The following is a 17,430-nucleotide window of genomic DNA, read 5'->3' as shown; positions in this document are numbered from 1 at the left end:
TTGTACTATTCCACTTGAACAAGGAGGTGATGTCGTGCCCGAAAGCCCAACGCCCGCCGAGACTTCGGCGCAACCCGTCCGGCGCATGCCGCGTGCCCAGCGGCGCGAGCAGATCCTCGCCGCCGCCACCCGCGCGGTGGCCCGCAACGGATTCAGCGGGACGGGCCTGCCCGATATCGCCGCCGAGGCGGGCATTACACACGTGATCCTCTACCGGCACTTCGCCTCGAAGGCTGATCTGTACCGGGCCGTGCTGGAACGGGCCTACACCAGGCTCGGTGCCGCCGTCGGCACCGAAAAACTGGACGGCACCAGCATTTCCACGTTGCTGCGGGCGGCCGCCGCGGATCCGGACGCCTTCCGGCTGCTGTTCCGCCACGCGGTCCGCGAACCCGAATTCCGCGACGTCATCGATATGGTCCGCAGCTATTCGACAATGATCGCGCAGCGGTATCTCACCGATGCCGTGCCGTCGGGGCCGTGGCAGGACTGGGCCGCGCAGGTCATCCCCACCTTCATTCTGGATGCGGTGATCGCCTGGCTCGATGCCGGACAGCCGGATCTCGACGATGCCGCCGAACGGATCAATCGCGCCGCTCGTGCGCTGATCGAGGTAGCCGGCGGCGAATTGATCCAGAAGGATTGAGCGGCAAGGCATAACGTCATCCATGGGCGGCGACCCGAAGGAGGAACATGGATGAACTACAGGTGCCGACGCTCGCCGAATTCGTGCGGATGCGGCGGCAGCGACCGACCGCGGCGCATCCGGGCGGTCTGAGCCGACAACAGCTCGCCGAAGCGATCCACTCCAGCGTCGGCTATCTCGCCAAGATCGAACAGGGCGGTGCGTTCAATCCGAGCCCATCGATTCTCGATACGCTCGCCGACGCCTTCGCATTGGAGCCGGACGAGCGCATCCATCTGTATCACCTTGCGCAACAGCGATTCAGCGGCGCTGCGCCGCAGCCGGGTCCGGTGCGCCCGCCCGTGCGCAAGACACTCGACGCATTGACCCCGCATCTCGCAGCGGCGCTGGACGACGGCTGGCGCGTCATCGACTGCAACGATGCCTTCGACGAGGCCTTCCCCGGTCTGCGCCCGAACGGACACGCGCTGCGCTGGATGTTCACCGACCCGCGTGCACGTCTGGTGATCGAGGAATGGGAGCGGGAGGCAGATCTGATGGTCGGGCGCCTGCGCGCCTACGCGGGACGTGCCGGTGCGCGGGCCGATGTCCAGCTGCTACTACGCGAGCTGGCCGCACAGTCCGATTTTCACCGCCTGTGGAATACCGGCCGGGTATACATCGGCCGCCGCGACCCGACCATTCGGCTCCGAAATCGCAAGACGGGCAAGCCGTTCGAAATCCACGTCCAGCGATTCCGCAGTACGCTGCCCGAGCCGACCCGACAACTTTTCGTCGGGTTGCTCGAGGGCAATGAGGTCGGATAGCCGCAAAGCATCACCTCCGCAACGGCCCGCCGACGCAGTCGACCACAGCTCGCGGGCTGTCCGCGGTTCCGCGCAGGCGCCGGGCGAGGCGTTGCCCACGAGTCGGGGCGCCTTGGGTGCGCACGATCCGAAGGGGGCTGCGTCGCTCAGCAATCGGCCCGCCGGTGGCAGGGCCGGCGGGCCGATTCGGGGGTGCGGATACCGGCCCTTTCGAGCGACCTGCAAGCAGTCGCCGGCGCTCGGTCAGGCAGGAGTTTCCGCGAGCAGAGAGCCGATGGCGCGCAGGTGGTCGCTCGCCCCACCCAGTGCGAATTCATTGTGCTTGGCCGCGGTGAAGTAGTTGTGCGCGATGTGGTCGCGGTCGATGCCGACGCCGCCGTGCACGTGAACCACGGTGTGCGCCACGCGATGTCCGGCATCGGCGGCCCAGAACTTGGCGGTGTGTACGGCTTCCGCGCTGGCCAGATCCTCGGAGACTCGCCAAGCCGCTTGGGTGACCGCCAACCGCAGGCCTTGGACGTCGATGTAGGCGTCGGCGAGACGCTGCGCGACGGCCTGGAAGCTGCCGATCGCCTTACCGAATTGTTCACGCTCGCGGGCATATTCGGCGACCAGTTCGAGCGCGCGTTCCAGGGTGCCCAATTGCTGCGCGCTCAGACCGAGCCAGGCGCGGGTCAGGATCCAGTCCAGGATTTCCGCGCCGGAGTCCGCCGTCGCAACCAATTCGGCTGGGGTGTCATGGAATTCGACGCCGAACTCGGCGCTGAAGTCGACCACACGCTGGGCGGTCACATTCACCGTCGTATCGGCGGGATCCACCAGGAACAGCGCGGGTGTACCGGAAACTGTGGCGGGGACCAGGATTCGGGCCGCACGATCGGCATAGGGCACCGTGGTCTTCGCGCCGGTCAGTCGCCAGCCGCCATCGACCTCATGGGCCACGGTGGTCGGTTTGGTGGGCTCCCAGTTGTGCTCCTCGGCGAGCCCGACGGTCAGGATAATGCTGCCGGCACCAGCCTGACGCGCCCAATCCTGTTGGGCGACCGAGCCGAAACGTGCGAGTGCACCCGCACCCACCACGATCGACCACAGATACGGCACTGCGGCGACATGCTTGCCCAGTTCACGCAGCACGGCGCTCTGCTCGAGCGCGCCGAAATCGCCGCCGCCCACCGCTTCCGGCAGTGCGGCGGCCAATATGCCGGTCTCGGCGAGCGACTGCCACAGCGGCTCGTCGAAGCGGCCCTCGGCATCGAGTTCGCGGATCCGGTCCGCGGTGACCAACTTGGCGCAGACCTCGGCGGTCAGGCGGGTCAGATCGAGCTGAGCTTCGGTGGGTGTGAAATCCATGGTGTCTACCTGCTTTCTGCGGTGCGAGCGACGGGCCCGGAGGCGGTAGCTTGCGTGACCATGTCGGGCCCCGGGAGCACCGCGATTGAACAGCTCAGCGCGCTGCGGCGGGTTGCTTGAGTGCGGTCATAGCGATGATGTCGCGCTGGACCTCGTTGGTGCCGCCACCGAAGGTGAGGATCAGCGCGGCGCGGTGGAACCGCTCCAACCGTCCGCGCAGCTCGGCACCGGGCGAATCCTGACGCAGATAGGCCTGCGGGCCGAGGATTTCCATCAGCAGTCGGTAGGCCTCGGTGGACAGTTCGGTGCCGTAGACCTTGCAGGTCGAGGCATCCCACGGCCGCGGCGCGGCCTCCCCGCCCGCATCGGCGCGACTGGCGATCTCCCAGTTCAGCAGCTTCAGGTATTCGACCTTGGCCTGCACCCTGGCCAGATTGAGCCGCACCCATTCCTGATCGATGACCCGGGAACCGTCGCCCGCCTTGGTGTTGCGCGCCCATTCGGTGGTCTGGTTCAGCGCCACCATGAGCGGTCCGGCCGAGGTCAGCGCGACGCGTTCGTGGTTGAGCTGGTTGGTGATCAGCGCCCAGCCGCCGTTCTCCTGCCCGACCAGTGAACTCGTCGGTACTCGGACGTCCTGGTAGTAGGTGGCGCTGGTATCCGGTCCGGCCATGGTGTGCACCGGGGTCCAGGAGAAGCCCTCGGCGGTGGTCGGCACGATGAGCATGCTGATGCCCTTGTGCTTCTTGGCGGTCGGGTCGGTGCGAACCGCGAGCCAGACATAGTCGGCGTACGCGATCAGACTGGTCCACATCTTCTGCCCGTTGATCACATAGTCGTCGCCGTCGCGCACGGCGGTGGTGCGCAGGCTGGCCAGGTCGGTGCCGGCGCCCGGTTCCGAATAGCCGATGGAGAAGTGCAGTTCGCCCGCGGCGATCTTGGGCAGGAAGAACTTCTTCTGCTCCTCGCTGCCGTAGTGCATGATCGTCGGCGCCACCGAGTTGATGGTGAGGAAGGGCACCGGCGCGCCCGCGATGGCCGCCTCATCGGTGAAGATCAGCTGGTCCATGGTCGGGCGGTCCTGGCCGCCGAACTCCTTGGGCCAGGCCAGGGTGAGCCAGCCGTCGCGGCCCATTTCCTGGACCACCTCGCGGTAGACGTTGCCGTGGCCGTACTCGCCGGTGGTCGCGCTCAGCGCGGCTCGGCGCTCCGGGGTGATCAGCCGCGCGAAGTAGTCGCGCAGCTCCGCGCGGAGCTCTTCCTGCTGCGGCGTGTACGCAATGCGCATGGCGATACCTCATGCCCTCGTTCGGTGTCGGTCAACCGATCATTGCATACGGACTGAAACATGTTCCAGTATTGCTACCGAATCCGCACAATGGCGGTACCCGATATGACCTGGTGTTGTTAGGCTTCGACCAGAGTCGCGTTTAAGGAGTTTCTATGAAGGTCACGGTCGATCCGGATCAGTGTGAAGCCAACGGAATCTGTGTCGGAATCGCCCCCGACGTCTTCGAACTCGATGACGAGGACGTGTTGCACATCGTGGAAGCCGACGTGCCTGCGGATCGGCTCGCCGATGTCGAGGACGCGGTGGCCCAGTGTCCGAAGGCGGCGCTGAAGTTGCAGTAGCCGATGCTTGCCGTCAGATAGGAACACGTTCTAGAGTCGGCCCGTGAGTGAGCGCAGCGAACGAACCGAAAACACAGCGTGTATCACACACGGCGGAACCGAGCGCAGCGAGGTGCAGCCGTGAGTGATGTAGACAACACGGATGTTGGCCTTGCGGGGCGGGTGGCCATCGTTACCGGTGGCGGCGCCGGACTGGGGCGCGCCGAGGCGCTGGCCTTGGCGCGGGCAGGCGCGTCGGTGGTGGTCAACGACCTGACGGAGTCGGATGCGGTGGCCGAAACGCTCGCCGATATCCGTGCGCTCGGCGCCAAGGCCGAGTTCGTGGCGGGCAGCATTGCCGAGCGCGCCACCGCCGACGCGCTCATCAGCACCGCCGAGGAAGCGTTCGGCAGCGCCGACATCGTGGTGAACAACGCGGGCATCACCCGCGATCGCATGCTGTTCAACATGTCCGACGAGGACTTCGACGCGGTGGTCGCAGTCCATCTGCGCGGCCATTTCCTATTGACCCGCAACGCGGGTGCCTACTGGCGGGCAAAGTCCAAGGCGGCGGGCGCGCCGATCTACGGCAGGCTCGTCAACACCTCTTCCGAAGCGGGCCTGCTCGGTCCGGAGGGGCAGGCCAACTACGGTGCGGCCAAGGCCGGTATCACCGCGCTGACGCTGTCCGCCGCGCGGGGGCTGTCCCGATTCGGTGTGCGCGCTAATGCCATTGCGCCGCGTGCGCGCACCGCGATGACCGAGGCGGTCTTCAGTGCGGCGCCGGAGGACGGCATCGATCCGCTCTCGCCCGATCATGTGGCCCGCTTGGTCGCGTATCTCGCTTCGCCCGCCGCCGATGTGGTCAACGGTCAGCTGTTCGTGGTCTACGGACCGATGGTCGCCTTGATGGCCGCGCCGGTCGTCGAACAGCGCTTCGATGCCGCCGATGATCACTGGTCGGTAAATGATCTCGCCGCCACGCTCGGCGGTTACTTCGCGCAGCGGCCCGCGGGGCGTACGTTTTCTGCGTCTTCATTGATCGATCTAGACAACTGACACTGTGATGGCAGGCGCCATCGGACACAAGCTGATCACTCGACCAGTTGTTGATCACCGATGCGGCGCTTGGTAGACATGGGAGTCAATGGTGCGTGACGCCTCACAAGGGTTAGGCCACCCTCAAATGACACCTGTTACAAATTCATGGGCCGAATTTGAGAAAAATGGCAGTTCAAATGTGCCAAAAAGCTTCCTACAGCAATGTGAACATGTTCTAATCGTTGCGGCGATGTGGCCAGGGCGGGGGCATCGTGCGATGAGCAGAATCAGCAGGATGAGCAAGGAGGATCGTGCATGAACGAGGTCCTTGCTGTGCCATTGCGGGCAGTCGGCGGATTCTTCGAACTCGTCGCCGACGTTGCGCGGGCCAGCATTCGACGTCCGTTCCAAGGGCGCGAGTTCATTGATCAGGCCTGGTTCATCGCACGCGTTTCGATCATTCCGACGCTGCTGGTGGCGATTCCGTTCACCGTGCTGGTGAGCTTCACGCTCAACATCCTGTTGCGCGAAATCGGCGCCGCCGATCTCAGCGGCGCCGGTGCGGCATTCGGTGCGGTCACCCAGGTCGGGCCGATTGTCACCGTATTGATCGTGGCGGGCGCTGGCGCCACTGCGATCTGCGCGGATCTCGGTGCGCGAACCATTCGCGAAGAGATCGATGCGATGCGCGTACTCGGTATCGACCCGGTGCACCGCCTGGTGGTGCCGCGGGTGCTGGCCTCGATGTTCGTGGCATTGATGTTGAACGGCCTGGTCTGCACCATCGGCATCGTCGGCGGCTTCCTGTTCTCGGTGCTGCTGCAGGACGTTAATCCGGGTGCTTTCGTCAATGGCATCACGCTGCTCACCCATCTGCCCGAGCTGGTCATCTCCGAAGTGAAGGCCGGTTTATTCGGGCTGATCGCCGGACTGGTGGCCTGTTATCTCGGCCTGAATGTCAAAGGTGGTCCCAAGAGTGTCGGTGATGCGGTGAATCAGACCGTTGTCTTCGCCTTTATGGCCCTGTTCGTAGTAAACGTCGTGGTCACCGCCGTCGGTATCAAGTTCGCGGCGCGGTGAGGCGATGGCATTCGTAATCCAATCCCGCTTCCCGCGTACCGTTCGGCGAGTGCGTCGCTTTTCGAACTCGCTCGATTCGCTGGGTAAACATGCGGTGTTCTATGCGCAGACGATCGGTTCCATCCCACGCGCACTGATCTACTATCGCACCGAGACCATTCGTTTGATCGCCGAAATCAGCATGGGCACAGGCGCTTTGGCAGTTATCGGCGGCACGGTTGTCATTGTCGGATTTCTCACGCTGTTCACCGGCGGCACCATCGCGGTGCAGGGTTACAGTTCGCTCGGAAATATCGGTGTCGAGGCGCTGACAGGCTTCTTCGCGGCATTCATCAATGTGCGCATCGCGGCGCCGGTGATCTCCGGAATCGGTTTGGCGGCAACGATCGGCGCGGGTTCGACCGCGCAGCTGGGCGCCATGCGGGTGGCCGAGGAGATCGACGCACTGGAGTCCATGGCGATCCGGCCGGTGCCGTATCTGGTCGGCACCCGGGTGCTCGCGGGCATGATCGCGATCGTGCCGCTGTACGCGCTCGCGGTGATCTGTTCGTTCATCGCCAGCCGATTCGCCACCGTGGTCATCTACGGGCAGTCGGCGGGCGTTTACGACCACTACTTCTCCACCTTCCTGATCCCCAGCGACATCCTCTGGTCCTTCGCCCAGGCGATCTTCATGGCCTTGGCGGTCATGATGATTCACACCTACTACGGCTACAACGCCGCGGGCGGACCGGTCGGCGTGGGGATCGCGGTCGGCAATGCGGTGCGGGCCTCGTTGGTCGCGGTGGTCACGGTGACACTGCTGATCTCGCTGGCCATCTACGGCACCTCCGGCAACTTCCATCTCTCCGGGTAGAGCGGTATGGCAACGAAGCAATCGGGAAGCGGCCCAAACACCTCAGCATGGGCCGCGGCACTGCGCGGCGGGCTCGGGCTCAAGCTCGCCGGGCTCGGCATGGTGATCGCGCTGGTCGCGATCGTGTCCGTCGCGATGGTCATGTTCGTCGGCGGATTCACCAACACGGTGACCGTCACGCTGGACGCACCGCGCAGCGGCCTGGTGCTCGATCCCGACGCCAAGGTGAAGATCCGCGGTGTGGAGATCGGGCGGGTCTCGCAGATCAAGCAGACCGCCGACGGCGCGAAGCTGACGCTGGCGATGGATCCCGAACTGCTGAAAATGGTTCCGTCGAATGCGACCGTGGATATCAAGTCCACCACCGTATTCGGCGCCAAGTACATCAATTTCACTGCGCCGGACCAGCCTTCGTCGACCCCCCTGAAGCCGGGTTCGACCGTGACGGCCCAAGCGGTGACCGTCGAATTCAATACGCTGTTCCAGCATCTGACCGATGTGCTGCAGAAGATCGAGCCGGAAAAACTCAATGCCACACTGTCGGCGCTGGGCACCGCGCTGCAGGGGCGTGGCGACAAGCTCGGCGATCTGCTCGCCCGCAGCGATGCCTACCTGCGCGATATCAACCCGAGTCTGCCCGCGCTGCAACGCGATCTGGTCTCCTCGACCGGCGTCACCAACCTGTATGCCGACACCGTGCCGGATCTGCTGCGTACCACCGATAACGTGACCGTGACGGCCGCAACGCTCGTCGAAGAGCAGGAGAACGTCGATGCGATGCTGGCCAACCTCATCGGATTGGCCGATACCACCGGCTCGGTGCTGCACGAGAACGAGCAGCCGCTGGTGACGGCGCTGGATCTGCTGCGCCCGACCACCCAGCTGCTCAACGACTACAAGCCCGCGCTGTACTGCCTGGTCGTCGGTCTGGCCAATGTGCTCCCGATCGGTGAGGACATCTTCGGCGGACGGTACGACGCGGTGCCGCTGAATGCGAGTTTCATGCCCGGTGCCGATGCCTACCAGTACCCGCAGGATCTACCGAAGGTGAATGCCACCGGCGGGCCGCACTGTGCGGGCGTGCTGGATCGAGTGCCGGACAGCCACGCGGACTTCGTGGTCACCGATACCGCCGAGGGGCACGTGTGGACGCCCTCGACGACGACACATCTGAACGGGCCCAAGGTGTTCCAGTTGCTGTTCGCCGGATTGCCGGGGGTGGGGCAGCTGTGAAACCGCGCGCGACAACGGTCAAGCTGACCATCTTCACGCTGGTGATGGCCCTGGTATTGGCGGGACTGGTAGTGGTGTTCAGCCAGATGCGCTTTGCCAGGGAGAGCGGCTATCACGCGGTCTTCACCAACTCCTCCGGCATGCTGGACGGCGCCAAGGTTCGAATCGCCGGTGTGCCGGTGGGTTCGGTGACCGGGGTGCATGTCGGCAAGGACAAGCTCGCGCACGTCGATTTCGATGTGGACAGCAAGTACCGGCTCTACACCAGCACCAAGGCAACCATCCGCTACGAAAACCTGGTCGGGGATCGGTATCTCGAACTGCTGGAGGGGCCGGGCACCGCGCAGGTGATGTCCAAGGGCGCCACCATCGGCCTCGACCGCACCTCGCCCGCACTCGATCTCGATATGTTGCTCGGTGGCTTCAAACCGCTGCTGCGCGGCCTCGATCCGGCTCAGGTCAATGATCTGACCGAGGCGCTGCTCCAGGTATTCCAGGGGCAGGGCGGCACGCTCGTCGCGCTGCTGAACAGTTCCGGATCGTTCGCCAAAACCCTCGCCGATCGAGATGCGTTGATCGGCAGCGTGATCGAGAATCTGAAGACCGTGCTCGCCACGATCGATGACCGCGATCAGCAGTTCGCCACCACTCTCGAGGAATTGCAGCGGCTGGTGAGCGGTTTGGCTGCCGATAAGGATCCGATCGGCGCCGCCCTGCCGCGGATCGCCGGTGCGACCGGGGATCTGACCGAGCTGCTACAGCAGGCCCGGCCGGATCTGAAGACCACCATCGAGCAGACCGGCACCGTCGCCGCCACCCTCGACGACGGTTCCGACACCATCCAGTGGGTGCTGGATCGGCTGCCCGAAACCTATAAGAAGCTGGTCCGGATCGGTTCCTACGGATCGTTCCTGAACATGTACGTGTGCGGCACGAACTTCATTGTCGACGGGCCGGACGGCAAGCCGTTGCACATCACCCTGCCCGGGTTGCAGACGACGGGAAGGTGTGCAAAGAGCTAATGAACGAAACCCGATCACGCGCAGTCTCGCTCGGCATTATCGGCATTGTCGTCGCGACCACGGTCTCGCTGTCCGCACTTCAGGTCGACCGGCTGCCGTTCATTCGCTCCGGCGCGACCTATACCGCGTACTTCGCCGATGCGGGCGGACTGGTTCCCGGCGACAATGTGCAGGTCGCGGGTGTGAAGTCGGGACGCGTCGAGCAGGTGAAGCTGGATGGTGCGAAGGTCTACGTCCGGTTCACGCTGGACGAGGCAATCGTGCTGGGCAATAAGACGAGTGCCGCCATCAAGACCAATACGGTGCTCGGCCGCAAATCGCTCGAGGTGACTCCGTCGGGCAGCGGTTCGACTCGGACCAACGAGACCATTCCGCTGGACCGCACCACCTCGCCGTATTCGCTCACCGACGCGCTCGGCGATTTGTCGAATACCGTCAAGGGCCTGGATATGGACAAGGTCAACCAGACACTGGACGCATTGTCGACGACCTTCGCCGATACTCCGGCTCCGCTGCGGTCGGCACTCGACGGCGTCACTCAACTCTCACGCAGCCTGAATGCCAGAGATCAGGCGCTGACCGAGTTGCTCCGCCGGGCGCAGAACGTCACGAAGGTGCTCGCCGATCGCAGCAATCAGATCAATGCGCTGCTGGTCGACGGCAACGAGTTGCTCGGCGAATTGGATCGGCGGCGCGGCGCGCTCAGTCAGTTGATCGTGTACATCAACGGGCTGGCCCAACAGCTGACCGGCCTCGTCAACGACAACGAGGCACAGCTGAAACCCACACTGGACCGGCTGAATTCGGTGCTGGCACTGCTGCAGTCCAATAAAGACAACCTGTCGAAAGCGCTCGATGGACTCGGTCCGTTCTCGGCCGCGCTCGGTGAACAGGTCGGCAGCGGTCCGTACTTCCAGGCATATGTCTCGAACGCCACTACGCGCGGCCTACAGATACTCGTCGACGCGCTGGTCTGGCCGCAGCATGTGCCCGATTCCTTCCGCGCATATCTGACCGATCCCGCGCTGCCATCGATCGAGCCCGCCATTCAGGAGCCGCCGCGATGAATGCATTGCGCACTGTTCGTTCGGCACCGCAGTGGGTGCGGGTGCTCGCCCTGGTCGTCATCGCCGCACTGGTGATCGCCGGCGGTTGGTCACTGATATCGCGGATCGGAAAGACCTCGATCACCGCGTATTTCCCGTCCACGACCGGCTTGTACGCCGGTGACGAGGTGCGGGTGCTCGGGGTCGCGGTCGGCCGAATCGACTCCATCGATCCCGGTCGTGACCGGGTCCGGGTCGCGATGACACTCGATCGCGGGATCGAGATCCCCGCGGATGCCAAGGCGGTCATCATTTCACCGTCGCTGGTGTCGGCGCGATTCATCCAATTGGCTCCGGCCTACACCGGTGGACCGAAAATGCACGACGGCAGCGTTATTCCGATCGAACACACCGCGGTTCCGGTGGAATGGGATGACATCAAGGCCGAATTGTCCAAGCTGGCAACGACTTTGGGGCCGGTCGGCGACGATGAGCAGGGCTCGTTCGGGCGCTTCGTGAATACCGCCGCCGACAATCTCGGCAATGGCAACGCGCAGGCGCTACGCGATACCTTGCGCGAGTTGTCGCACACGCTGAGCACATTGTCGGATGGCCGCACCGATCTGTTCGGCACCATCCGCAATCTGCAACAGTTCGTGGATGTGCTGTCCAAGAGCAACGATCAGATCGTGCAATTCGGCGGACGGCTCGCCTCGGTGTCGTCGGTGCTCGCGAATGTTTCCGGTGATCTCGGTGCCGGACTGGACAATCTCGACATCGCCGTCGGTGATGTGCAGCGGTTCATCCAAGAGCGCGGCGGCGCGCTGACCGAGGGGGTGCAGCGGCTGGCCGAGGTCACCCAGAACCTTGCGGATAAGCGGCCCCAGCTCGAGCAGGTATTGCATTCCGGGCCGACGTCGCTGGCGAACTTCTATCAGATCTATGATCCGGCGCAGGGCAGTCTCACCGGTGCCGTAGTCGCGCCGAACTTCGCCAACCCGTTCGCCTTCCTGTGCGGCGCGGTCGAGGCGAATGACGCGAACGGTTCCGATCAGAGCGCCGCACTGTGCCGCCAGTATCTGGCGCCCATGATCCAGCAGCTCATGATGAATTACCCACCGCTGCTTGCCAATCCGGTATCCAATCAGACCGCGTTCCCGAATCAGCTCGTCTACAGTCCGCCGAGTCTGGCCGCGCGCGGACCGAGTGATTCGGTGCCGCAATCGGATCCGGTCACCGTGCCGAACGGTATTGCCGGGCTGGCCATTCCGGGAGGAGGGCGATGATGCACAGGCGAATTGCCGGTGCGGCAATCGGATTGGCTGTCGTGCTCGGAGTCAGCGGCTGCGAGTGGGATGGGCTCAATTCGCTGCCCATGCCCGGTACCGCCGGAAGTGATCCGAACGCCTATGAAGTCGAGATCCAGATGCCCAATGTCACCACGCTGACCCGTAATTCGCCGGTCCGCGTGAACGACGTGACGGTCGGAACCGTGACGAAGCTCGAGGTGGAGGGCTGGCACGCGCTGGTCACCGTCTCGTTGAACCACGATGTGAAGCTGCCCGCCAATGCGACCGCCCGAATCGGGCAGACCAGTCTGCTCGGCAGCAATCACCTCGAACTCGCCGCGCCGAAAGATGTTCCAGCACAGGGTGAGCTGAAGAACGGCGATCTGATCCCGTTGGATCGGGCCGGTGTCTATCCCACCACCGAGCAGACCCTGTCATCGCTGTCGGTGGTGCTCAACGGCGGCGGCATCAGTCAGCTCGAAACCATTACCCACGAACTCAATGCCGCATTCAACGGCCGCGAGGATGCGATCCGGGATCTGCTGCCGCAGCTGACCGAGCTGACCACCACACTGGATTCTCAGACCAAAGACATCATCGATGCGATGGGCGGACTCGACCGGTTCACCGGCACGCTCGCCAAGCAGAAGGATCGGGTGGCCGCGGCGATCGAACAGATCCATCCGGCGCTCACCGTGCTCGCCGATCGGCGCGAGAACATCACCCAGACCCTCACCGCCCTTGGTGATCTGAGCGATGTGGTGCAGCGGATCATCGCGCAGGGTGGGGACAATCTGAAGGCGAATCTGGCGAATCTGGCACCCGTGCTGGAGACGCTGGCCAGCACCGGGAACAGCCTGGTCGAGGTGCTGAAGCTGATCTTCACCTTCCCGTTCCCGATGAAGAATCTCGATCACGCGGTCAAGGGCGACTACATGAACCTGCTCATGACCGTCGATATCACAGGTAAGCGGTTGGATTCGAACTTCCTCACCGGCACCCCGCTCGGCGGTCGGTTCGGCGGGGTCGAGGGCGCACTCGGCGGTCTGGCCGGTTCGGCGGAGGGCAATAGCAATCCGGCGACCGCACCGCTACAGCCACCGGCGACACCGGCTCCGACGCCGAGTATCCCCGGGCTGCCGCCGATTCCGGGTCTGCCCGCGATACCCGGCCTCACCGTTCCGCCCGCCGGGCAGGAAGGTGCGGGCCGATGAAACTCACGCGCTTCGTCCGGATCCAGTTGGCCATCTTCTCGGTGCTGACGGTGATCGGGTTGGTGGTGATGGGCGGCACCTATGTGGGACTGCCCGCCATGTTCGGCATCGGCCGCTATGAGGTGACGGTAAAACTGTTGGCCACCGGCGGGCTGTATCCGACGGCCAATGTCGCCTACCGCGGCACGAATGTCGGCAAGGTGGAAGAGGTTCGGCTCACCCCGACGGGTGTGGACGCGAAGCTGTCCATTGATAGTGATTACAAGATTCCGTCCGATGTCGACGCGTGGGTGCGCAGTGTTTCGGCCATCGGTGAGCAGTACGTCGATCTGGTACCGGCCGCTGATGCCAAGGGCGGCAACCTTTCCGACGGTTCGGTGGTTCCGGTGGAACGCACCAAGCTGCCCGAGGATATCGGTACTGTGCTCGATCGCTCCGATCGTCTGTTGTCCAGCATTGCCGACACCAAGCTCCGGCAGGTGATCGACGATGCGTTCACGGCATTCAACGGGGCCGGACCGGATCTACAGAAGTTCATCGATTCCGCATCGCTGCTGGTGCAGGAGGCTCAGGCGAATGCGGAGCCGACCAAGGATCTGCTGGAAAAGATCGGACCGCTGCTGGATACGCAGAATCAGTCCGATGCGGCGATCCGGTCGTGGACCCACGACCTGGCAACGGTCACCGATCAACTGCGCGCCCATGATCCGGCATTGCGCAATGTCATCGAGAAGACGCCCGGTGCCGCCCAACAGGTGAGTTCGCTGTTCCAGGACCTGCGCCCGACCTTGCCGATTCTGCTGTCGAATCTGGTCAGCGTGGGTCAGGTCGCGGTGACCTATCACTCGGGTCTGGAACAGATCCTGGTGATTTATCCACCGCTGACCGCCGCGTTCCTGACGGTTATCCGCGGCCCGGTCGAATACGGTGCCGTCGTGGACTTCCACCTGGAACTCAACGATCCGCCCGGCTGCACCACCGGCTTCCTCACGCCGGAACAGCGCCGCTCGCCCGCCCAGCTCGACACGCCGGATACACCGCCCGGGCTGTACTGCAAGGTGGCGCAGAACGCCAGGGAAGCCGTGCGCGGTATCCGCAATACGCCGTGTATGGAGGTGCCGGGTAAGCGGGCACCATCGCCGGAGCTGTGCCGCGATCCGAACGGCTATGTGCCCGAAGGCAATAACCCGGCGTTCGGTGCGCCGCAGCCGGTGACGCCGTCTGGCGACCCGATCGGCGATCAGGGCTCGACCCACCCGGCCGCACACAGCACGACATTGGATCCCGGCAGTGGGACGTTCATGGGACCGGACGGACGCACGTACCGTCAGGGGGATATCGGAAAGGACGGATCCGGCACGATACCGTCGAGTTGGCAGGCGATGCTTCAGGAGCAGCAGCAGTGAGAGAGCGCAGCGAACGAACAATGTCACAGCGTGCTTCGCGCATGCCGGAACCGAGCGTCAGCGAGGTGCAGGCATGAGTGAATCCAGTGTGGTCAAGGCTCGGCCCAGGCGACGGGCGGTGCGTTCGGCGGGTCCGCCGCCGGAGGACACGCTCCCGCTCGAGACCGAAGGTGTCGAGCTGTCCAAGGCCGTCGATGTCACCGTCAAGGTGACGAAGACGGAGTCGGACAGTCCGAGCGAGGATGCCGAATCCGTGACGACGCTGGAGATCCCCAACGTCGCCGATGAGGTCGTCGATGACGCTGCGAAGTCCGCCCCGCCGCGCTGGGTTCTCATCGCCGGTGCCGTCGCGGCCGCGGTCGTGGCGATCGCGCTGGTGGTCGGCACCGGATTCTTCGCCTTCAACCTGCACACCGCATCCGACCGCGATGCGCGGCGCGCGGACTACGTGCAGACCGCCAAGCAGGCGATTCTCAATCTCACCACCATCAAGGACGACACCGCCAAGGCCGATATCGACCGCGTCCTCGCGGTGGCCTCCGGTGAACTCAAGGCCGAATACTCCCAGCGCAAGGACGCCTACGCGAGCGTTGTGGAACAGGCCAAGGTGAAGGCCACCGGTGAGATCATCGAATCCGCCATCGAGAGCGAGGACGGGGATTCGGCACGCGTGCTGGTCGCCGCCAAGCAGACCCTGACCAATGCGGGCATGGCGGATCCGCAGACGCGGTACTACCGGTTCCGGGTCACCGTCACTCGCGGCGATAACGGGATCACCGCCTCACAAGTGGAGTTCGTGGCATGAGTCGGCGGCTGATTCTGGTGGCGTCCGCGGTCGCCCTCGTCATCGTCGCGTTGGCGGCCATCTGCGGCGTCACCGGATACAAATTCTGGAACGACCGCAAGAGCGAACAGGCGCGTACCCAGGCCGTCCCCGCCGCCCAACGCACTGTCGAAGCGATGTTCACCTACAACTTCAAAACGGTGGACGCCGAATTGCCCAAGGTCGCGGACAATCTCAGCGGCAGCTTCCGCGACGACTACCTGAAACTGATCAGGGAAGCTATCGCCCCCGGCGCCAAGGAAAAGGAACTCAACGTCCAAGCCACCACCCAGGCCACCGGCGTAGTCTCCGCCGAACCCGCCCACGCGGTGGTCCTGCTGTACCTGAACCAGGTAACCACCGGCAAGGACTCCCCCCAAGCCAACATCAGCACCAGCCGAGTCCGAGTAAACCTCGAAAAGGACAACGGCCACTGGCTCGTATCCGCAGTAAACCCGATTTAGTTGGCTGCACCCGCTGTCACCGCGGCCGGGGGTGTCCCTATGTTCGTTGTCAAGTCGTGGGTTGATGTTCTGCCTGGTGATGGCTTTGGCGGAGTCCGCGGTCGGTAACGTGATTCGAGTGGCGTCAAAGGCTGAATGGCAGGCTGCTCGGGATCGTGTGGCGGCGTATCACGAAGTGCGGCTCGGCGAGCTGCTCGAGCACGTCGGCCGGGCATTGGACGGGTTCGGTGCCGGGCAGTTGGATGCGTTCGAGGTCGACGCGGTGATCCACCAGTACCATCGGGCGGCTCAGCGGTTGTGGACGTTTTGCGGCGAGTCCGGTGCGCAGGTGGAAGCCGCCGCGCATCTGATCGAAGACATGACTCGCGCGGGTGAGGTGATCGATTGGTGGCAGCGCGGCATGTCGGCCAGGGCCCGGCGTGCTGAGGGGCCGGACGCCTGAACCGTGCCGGTTGTCGAGCAGCTGCCCGGCGATCAGGCCGCCGCTGCGACGTCCTCTATGCCATGCTCGAAGCCAAGCGGCTATATCGAGATCCGAGACCAGCCGCAACCTGAGCCTCGGCACGACCAGTCGGCCGCGAACAACGCTTCCCAATACCCAGACCCGCCCCGATGAACAACACACCACCGAGCATGAACCACGGATTCCACAGCACCAGACTCCACCAAGTTCGATGCGGCCCCACCTCGCAACGGACACCGCCCGCATCCGCGGCTAACGCGACCTCGACCAGGACACCGCGAGCCAGCAACACCAGCCCGGCAAGCCCGATCATCCACGCCATAACCCAGCGCCACCGGCGCGGCATATTCACAGCTGCTGCCACACCAACGAACGCAGCATCAGCCAGAAGCACAACAGCCACGCCCCACAGACCGGCCGCAACGAACATCGGCGGACGCCGAGCCGCCAAATCCGAGCCCGCTGACGACGCCAGCCCCACAGACCCACCCAAGGCCCAGAACAAGTGCACCGCCGCGAACACACAGCTCCAAAACACCGCGGCGACCACGGCCCAATCCCTCCGAGCCAACCTCATCCAACGCAGCATACGTCCCGAAATCTCCGAGAAGCTTCCGCCGCCACCACCGTCTCCACAGTTACCACGGTTGCAAATCGCGCCTACCACGGTCACTGCGGTCATCGCACCACTTCTCTTGGTCGGCCGATCAGGTGGAACTGGCGGCGGCGAGTAGACCCCGCCACCGGTTCCCCGTGATCGCTTGTCCAGCAGTGTATTTCGGGGGAGGGGCAGGTTTATGATGCTGGGCCGCGGTTGGGAGGTCCGCTGGGGGCAGTTCGAAGGTGTGTGCGTCACCGACGCGTGGTGCGACGCTGAGTCCGGCGCGGCCGCACTCGTTCGTCCGGGGGCTACGCCGTGATCAAGACGGCATTACCGCTGGCCTGGCGGTGCCCTGGAACAGCGGCCCCCGTCGTAGGGCACCTCAACCGGATCAAGCCTCTGTCACGTGAACGGGCGCGCCGTGACCGACGCGCTCGGCTGGGGCCCCCTGTCAGGATTGAACTGACGACCTTTCGCTT

Annotated in this window: 18 protein-coding genes; 15 read left to right on the top strand and 3 right to left on the bottom strand. The window is 64.3% G+C overall.

Annotated elements, in window-relative coordinates; translation table 11 throughout:
• Nucleotides 1–34: 34 nt before the first annotated feature.
• Together ACIBI6_RS37125 and ACIBI6_RS37120 are read left to right on the top strand one after the other, a co-directional pair.
• The gene (locus ACIBI6_RS37125; protein WP_364357317.1) at nucleotides 35–646 is read left to right on the top strand and encodes a TetR/AcrR family transcriptional regulator; all 612 of its coding nucleotides are present in this window, start codon (nucleotides 35–37) and stop codon (nucleotides 644–646) included.
• Nucleotides 647–693: 47 nt separating this feature from the next.
• Complete coding sequence (locus ACIBI6_RS37120) at nucleotides 694–1,452, top strand: helix-turn-helix transcriptional regulator (RefSeq protein WP_364357314.1); 759 nt, start codon at nucleotides 694–696, stop codon at nucleotides 1,450–1,452.
• A gap of 243 nt (nucleotides 1,453–1,695) precedes the next feature.
• Here ACIBI6_RS37120 and ACIBI6_RS37115 read toward each other — a convergent pair whose 3' ends face one another.
• Together ACIBI6_RS37115 and ACIBI6_RS37110 are read right to left on the bottom strand one after the other, a co-directional pair.
• Nucleotides 1,696–2,802, bottom strand: coding sequence for an acyl-CoA dehydrogenase family protein (locus ACIBI6_RS37115; protein WP_364357311.1), 1,107 nt, complete (start codon nucleotides 2,800–2,802; stop codon nucleotides 1,696–1,698).
• A gap of 94 nt (nucleotides 2,803–2,896) precedes the next feature.
• The gene (locus tag ACIBI6_RS37110) at nucleotides 2,897–4,090 is read right to left on the bottom strand and encodes an acyl-CoA dehydrogenase family protein (protein ID WP_396959619.1); all 1,194 of its coding nucleotides are present in this window, start codon (nucleotides 4,088–4,090) and stop codon (nucleotides 2,897–2,899) included.
• Between the two features lie 155 nt (nucleotides 4,091–4,245).
• On the opposite strand from ACIBI6_RS37110, the gene ACIBI6_RS37105 reads away from it, so the two are divergent.
• The 13 genes from ACIBI6_RS37105 (at nucleotide 4,246) to ACIBI6_RS37045 (ending at nucleotide 16,329) form a co-directional block, all read left to right on the top strand.
• The gene (locus tag ACIBI6_RS37105) at nucleotides 4,246–4,434 is read left to right on the top strand and encodes a ferredoxin (protein WP_364357305.1); all 189 of its coding nucleotides are present in this window, start codon (nucleotides 4,246–4,248) and stop codon (nucleotides 4,432–4,434) included.
• A gap of 120 nt (nucleotides 4,435–4,554) precedes the next feature.
• Complete coding sequence (locus ACIBI6_RS37100) at nucleotides 4,555–5,472, top strand: 3-oxoacyl-ACP reductase (protein ID WP_396959617.1); 918 nt, start codon at nucleotides 4,555–4,557, stop codon at nucleotides 5,470–5,472.
• A 297-nt stretch (nucleotides 5,473–5,769) separates the two neighbouring features.
• Complete coding sequence (locus ACIBI6_RS37095; RefSeq protein ID WP_062988486.1) at nucleotides 5,770–6,534, top strand: ABC transporter permease; 765 nt, start codon at nucleotides 5,770–5,772, stop codon at nucleotides 6,532–6,534.
• A 4-nt stretch (nucleotides 6,535–6,538) separates the two neighbouring features.
• Entirely contained in the window at nucleotides 6,539–7,390 is an 852-nt protein-coding gene (locus ACIBI6_RS37090) for an ABC transporter permease (protein ID WP_040686323.1), read from the top strand.
• Nucleotides 7,391–7,489: 99 nt separating this feature from the next.
• Entirely contained in the window at nucleotides 7,490–8,623 is a 1,134-nt protein-coding gene (locus tag ACIBI6_RS37085) for an MCE family protein (protein WP_364357419.1), read from the top strand.
• Entirely contained in the window at nucleotides 8,620–9,645 is a 1,026-nt protein-coding gene (locus ACIBI6_RS37080; RefSeq protein WP_364357297.1) for an MCE family protein, read from the top strand. The genes ACIBI6_RS37085 and ACIBI6_RS37080 overlap by 4 nt, the downstream gene beginning before the upstream one ends.
• A complete protein-coding gene (locus tag ACIBI6_RS37075; RefSeq protein ID WP_364357294.1) occupies nucleotides 9,645–10,712 on the top strand; it encodes an MCE family protein in 1,068 nt (355 codons plus the stop codon). Before ACIBI6_RS37080 ends, ACIBI6_RS37075 begins: the two co-directional genes overlap by 1 nt.
• Nucleotides 10,709–11,977, top strand: a complete 1,269-nt coding sequence (locus ACIBI6_RS37070; RefSeq protein ID WP_364357291.1) for an MCE family protein — start codon at nucleotides 10,709–10,711, stop codon at nucleotides 11,975–11,977. Before ACIBI6_RS37075 ends, ACIBI6_RS37070 begins: the two co-directional genes overlap by 4 nt.
• Nucleotides 11,974–13,194, top strand: coding sequence for an MCE family protein (locus tag ACIBI6_RS37065; protein ID WP_364357288.1), 1,221 nt, complete (start codon nucleotides 11,974–11,976; stop codon nucleotides 13,192–13,194). Before ACIBI6_RS37070 ends, ACIBI6_RS37065 begins: the two co-directional genes overlap by 4 nt.
• Nucleotides 13,191–14,600: an MlaD family protein gene (locus ACIBI6_RS37060; RefSeq protein ID WP_364357285.1), complete on the top strand. Its 1,410-nt coding sequence runs from the start codon at nucleotides 13,191–13,193 to the stop codon at nucleotides 14,598–14,600. The genes ACIBI6_RS37065 and ACIBI6_RS37060 overlap by 4 nt, the downstream gene beginning before the upstream one ends.
• Before the next feature lie 73 nt (nucleotides 14,601–14,673).
• Nucleotides 14,674–15,405, top strand: a complete 732-nt coding sequence (locus tag ACIBI6_RS37055; RefSeq protein ID WP_364357282.1) for a hypothetical protein — start codon at nucleotides 14,674–14,676, stop codon at nucleotides 15,403–15,405.
• On the top strand, nucleotides 15,402–15,887 hold the full coding sequence (locus tag ACIBI6_RS37050; protein WP_364357279.1) for a h domain protein: 486 nt from the start codon (nucleotides 15,402–15,404) through the stop codon (nucleotides 15,885–15,887). Before ACIBI6_RS37055 ends, ACIBI6_RS37050 begins: the two co-directional genes overlap by 4 nt.
• Nucleotides 15,888–16,005: 118 nt before the next feature.
• The gene (locus tag ACIBI6_RS37045) at nucleotides 16,006–16,329 is read left to right on the top strand and encodes a hypothetical protein (RefSeq protein ID WP_364357276.1); all 324 of its coding nucleotides are present in this window, start codon (nucleotides 16,006–16,008) and stop codon (nucleotides 16,327–16,329) included.
• Nucleotides 16,330–16,384: 55 nt separating this feature from the next.
• On the opposite strand, the gene ACIBI6_RS37040 is transcribed toward ACIBI6_RS37045, so the two are convergent.
• Nucleotides 16,385–16,927, bottom strand: a complete 543-nt coding sequence (locus ACIBI6_RS37040; protein WP_364357273.1) for a DUF3995 domain-containing protein — start codon at nucleotides 16,925–16,927, stop codon at nucleotides 16,385–16,387.
• Between the last annotated feature and the right edge of the window lie 503 nt (nucleotides 16,928–17,430).

It is taken from the genome of Nocardia sp. NPDC050412 (genome assembly GCF_044458825.1).
Taxonomy (GTDB): domain Bacteria; phylum Actinomycetota; class Actinomycetes; order Mycobacteriales; family Mycobacteriaceae; genus Nocardia.
This window is presented reverse-complemented; position numbering and strand designations above follow the sequence as displayed.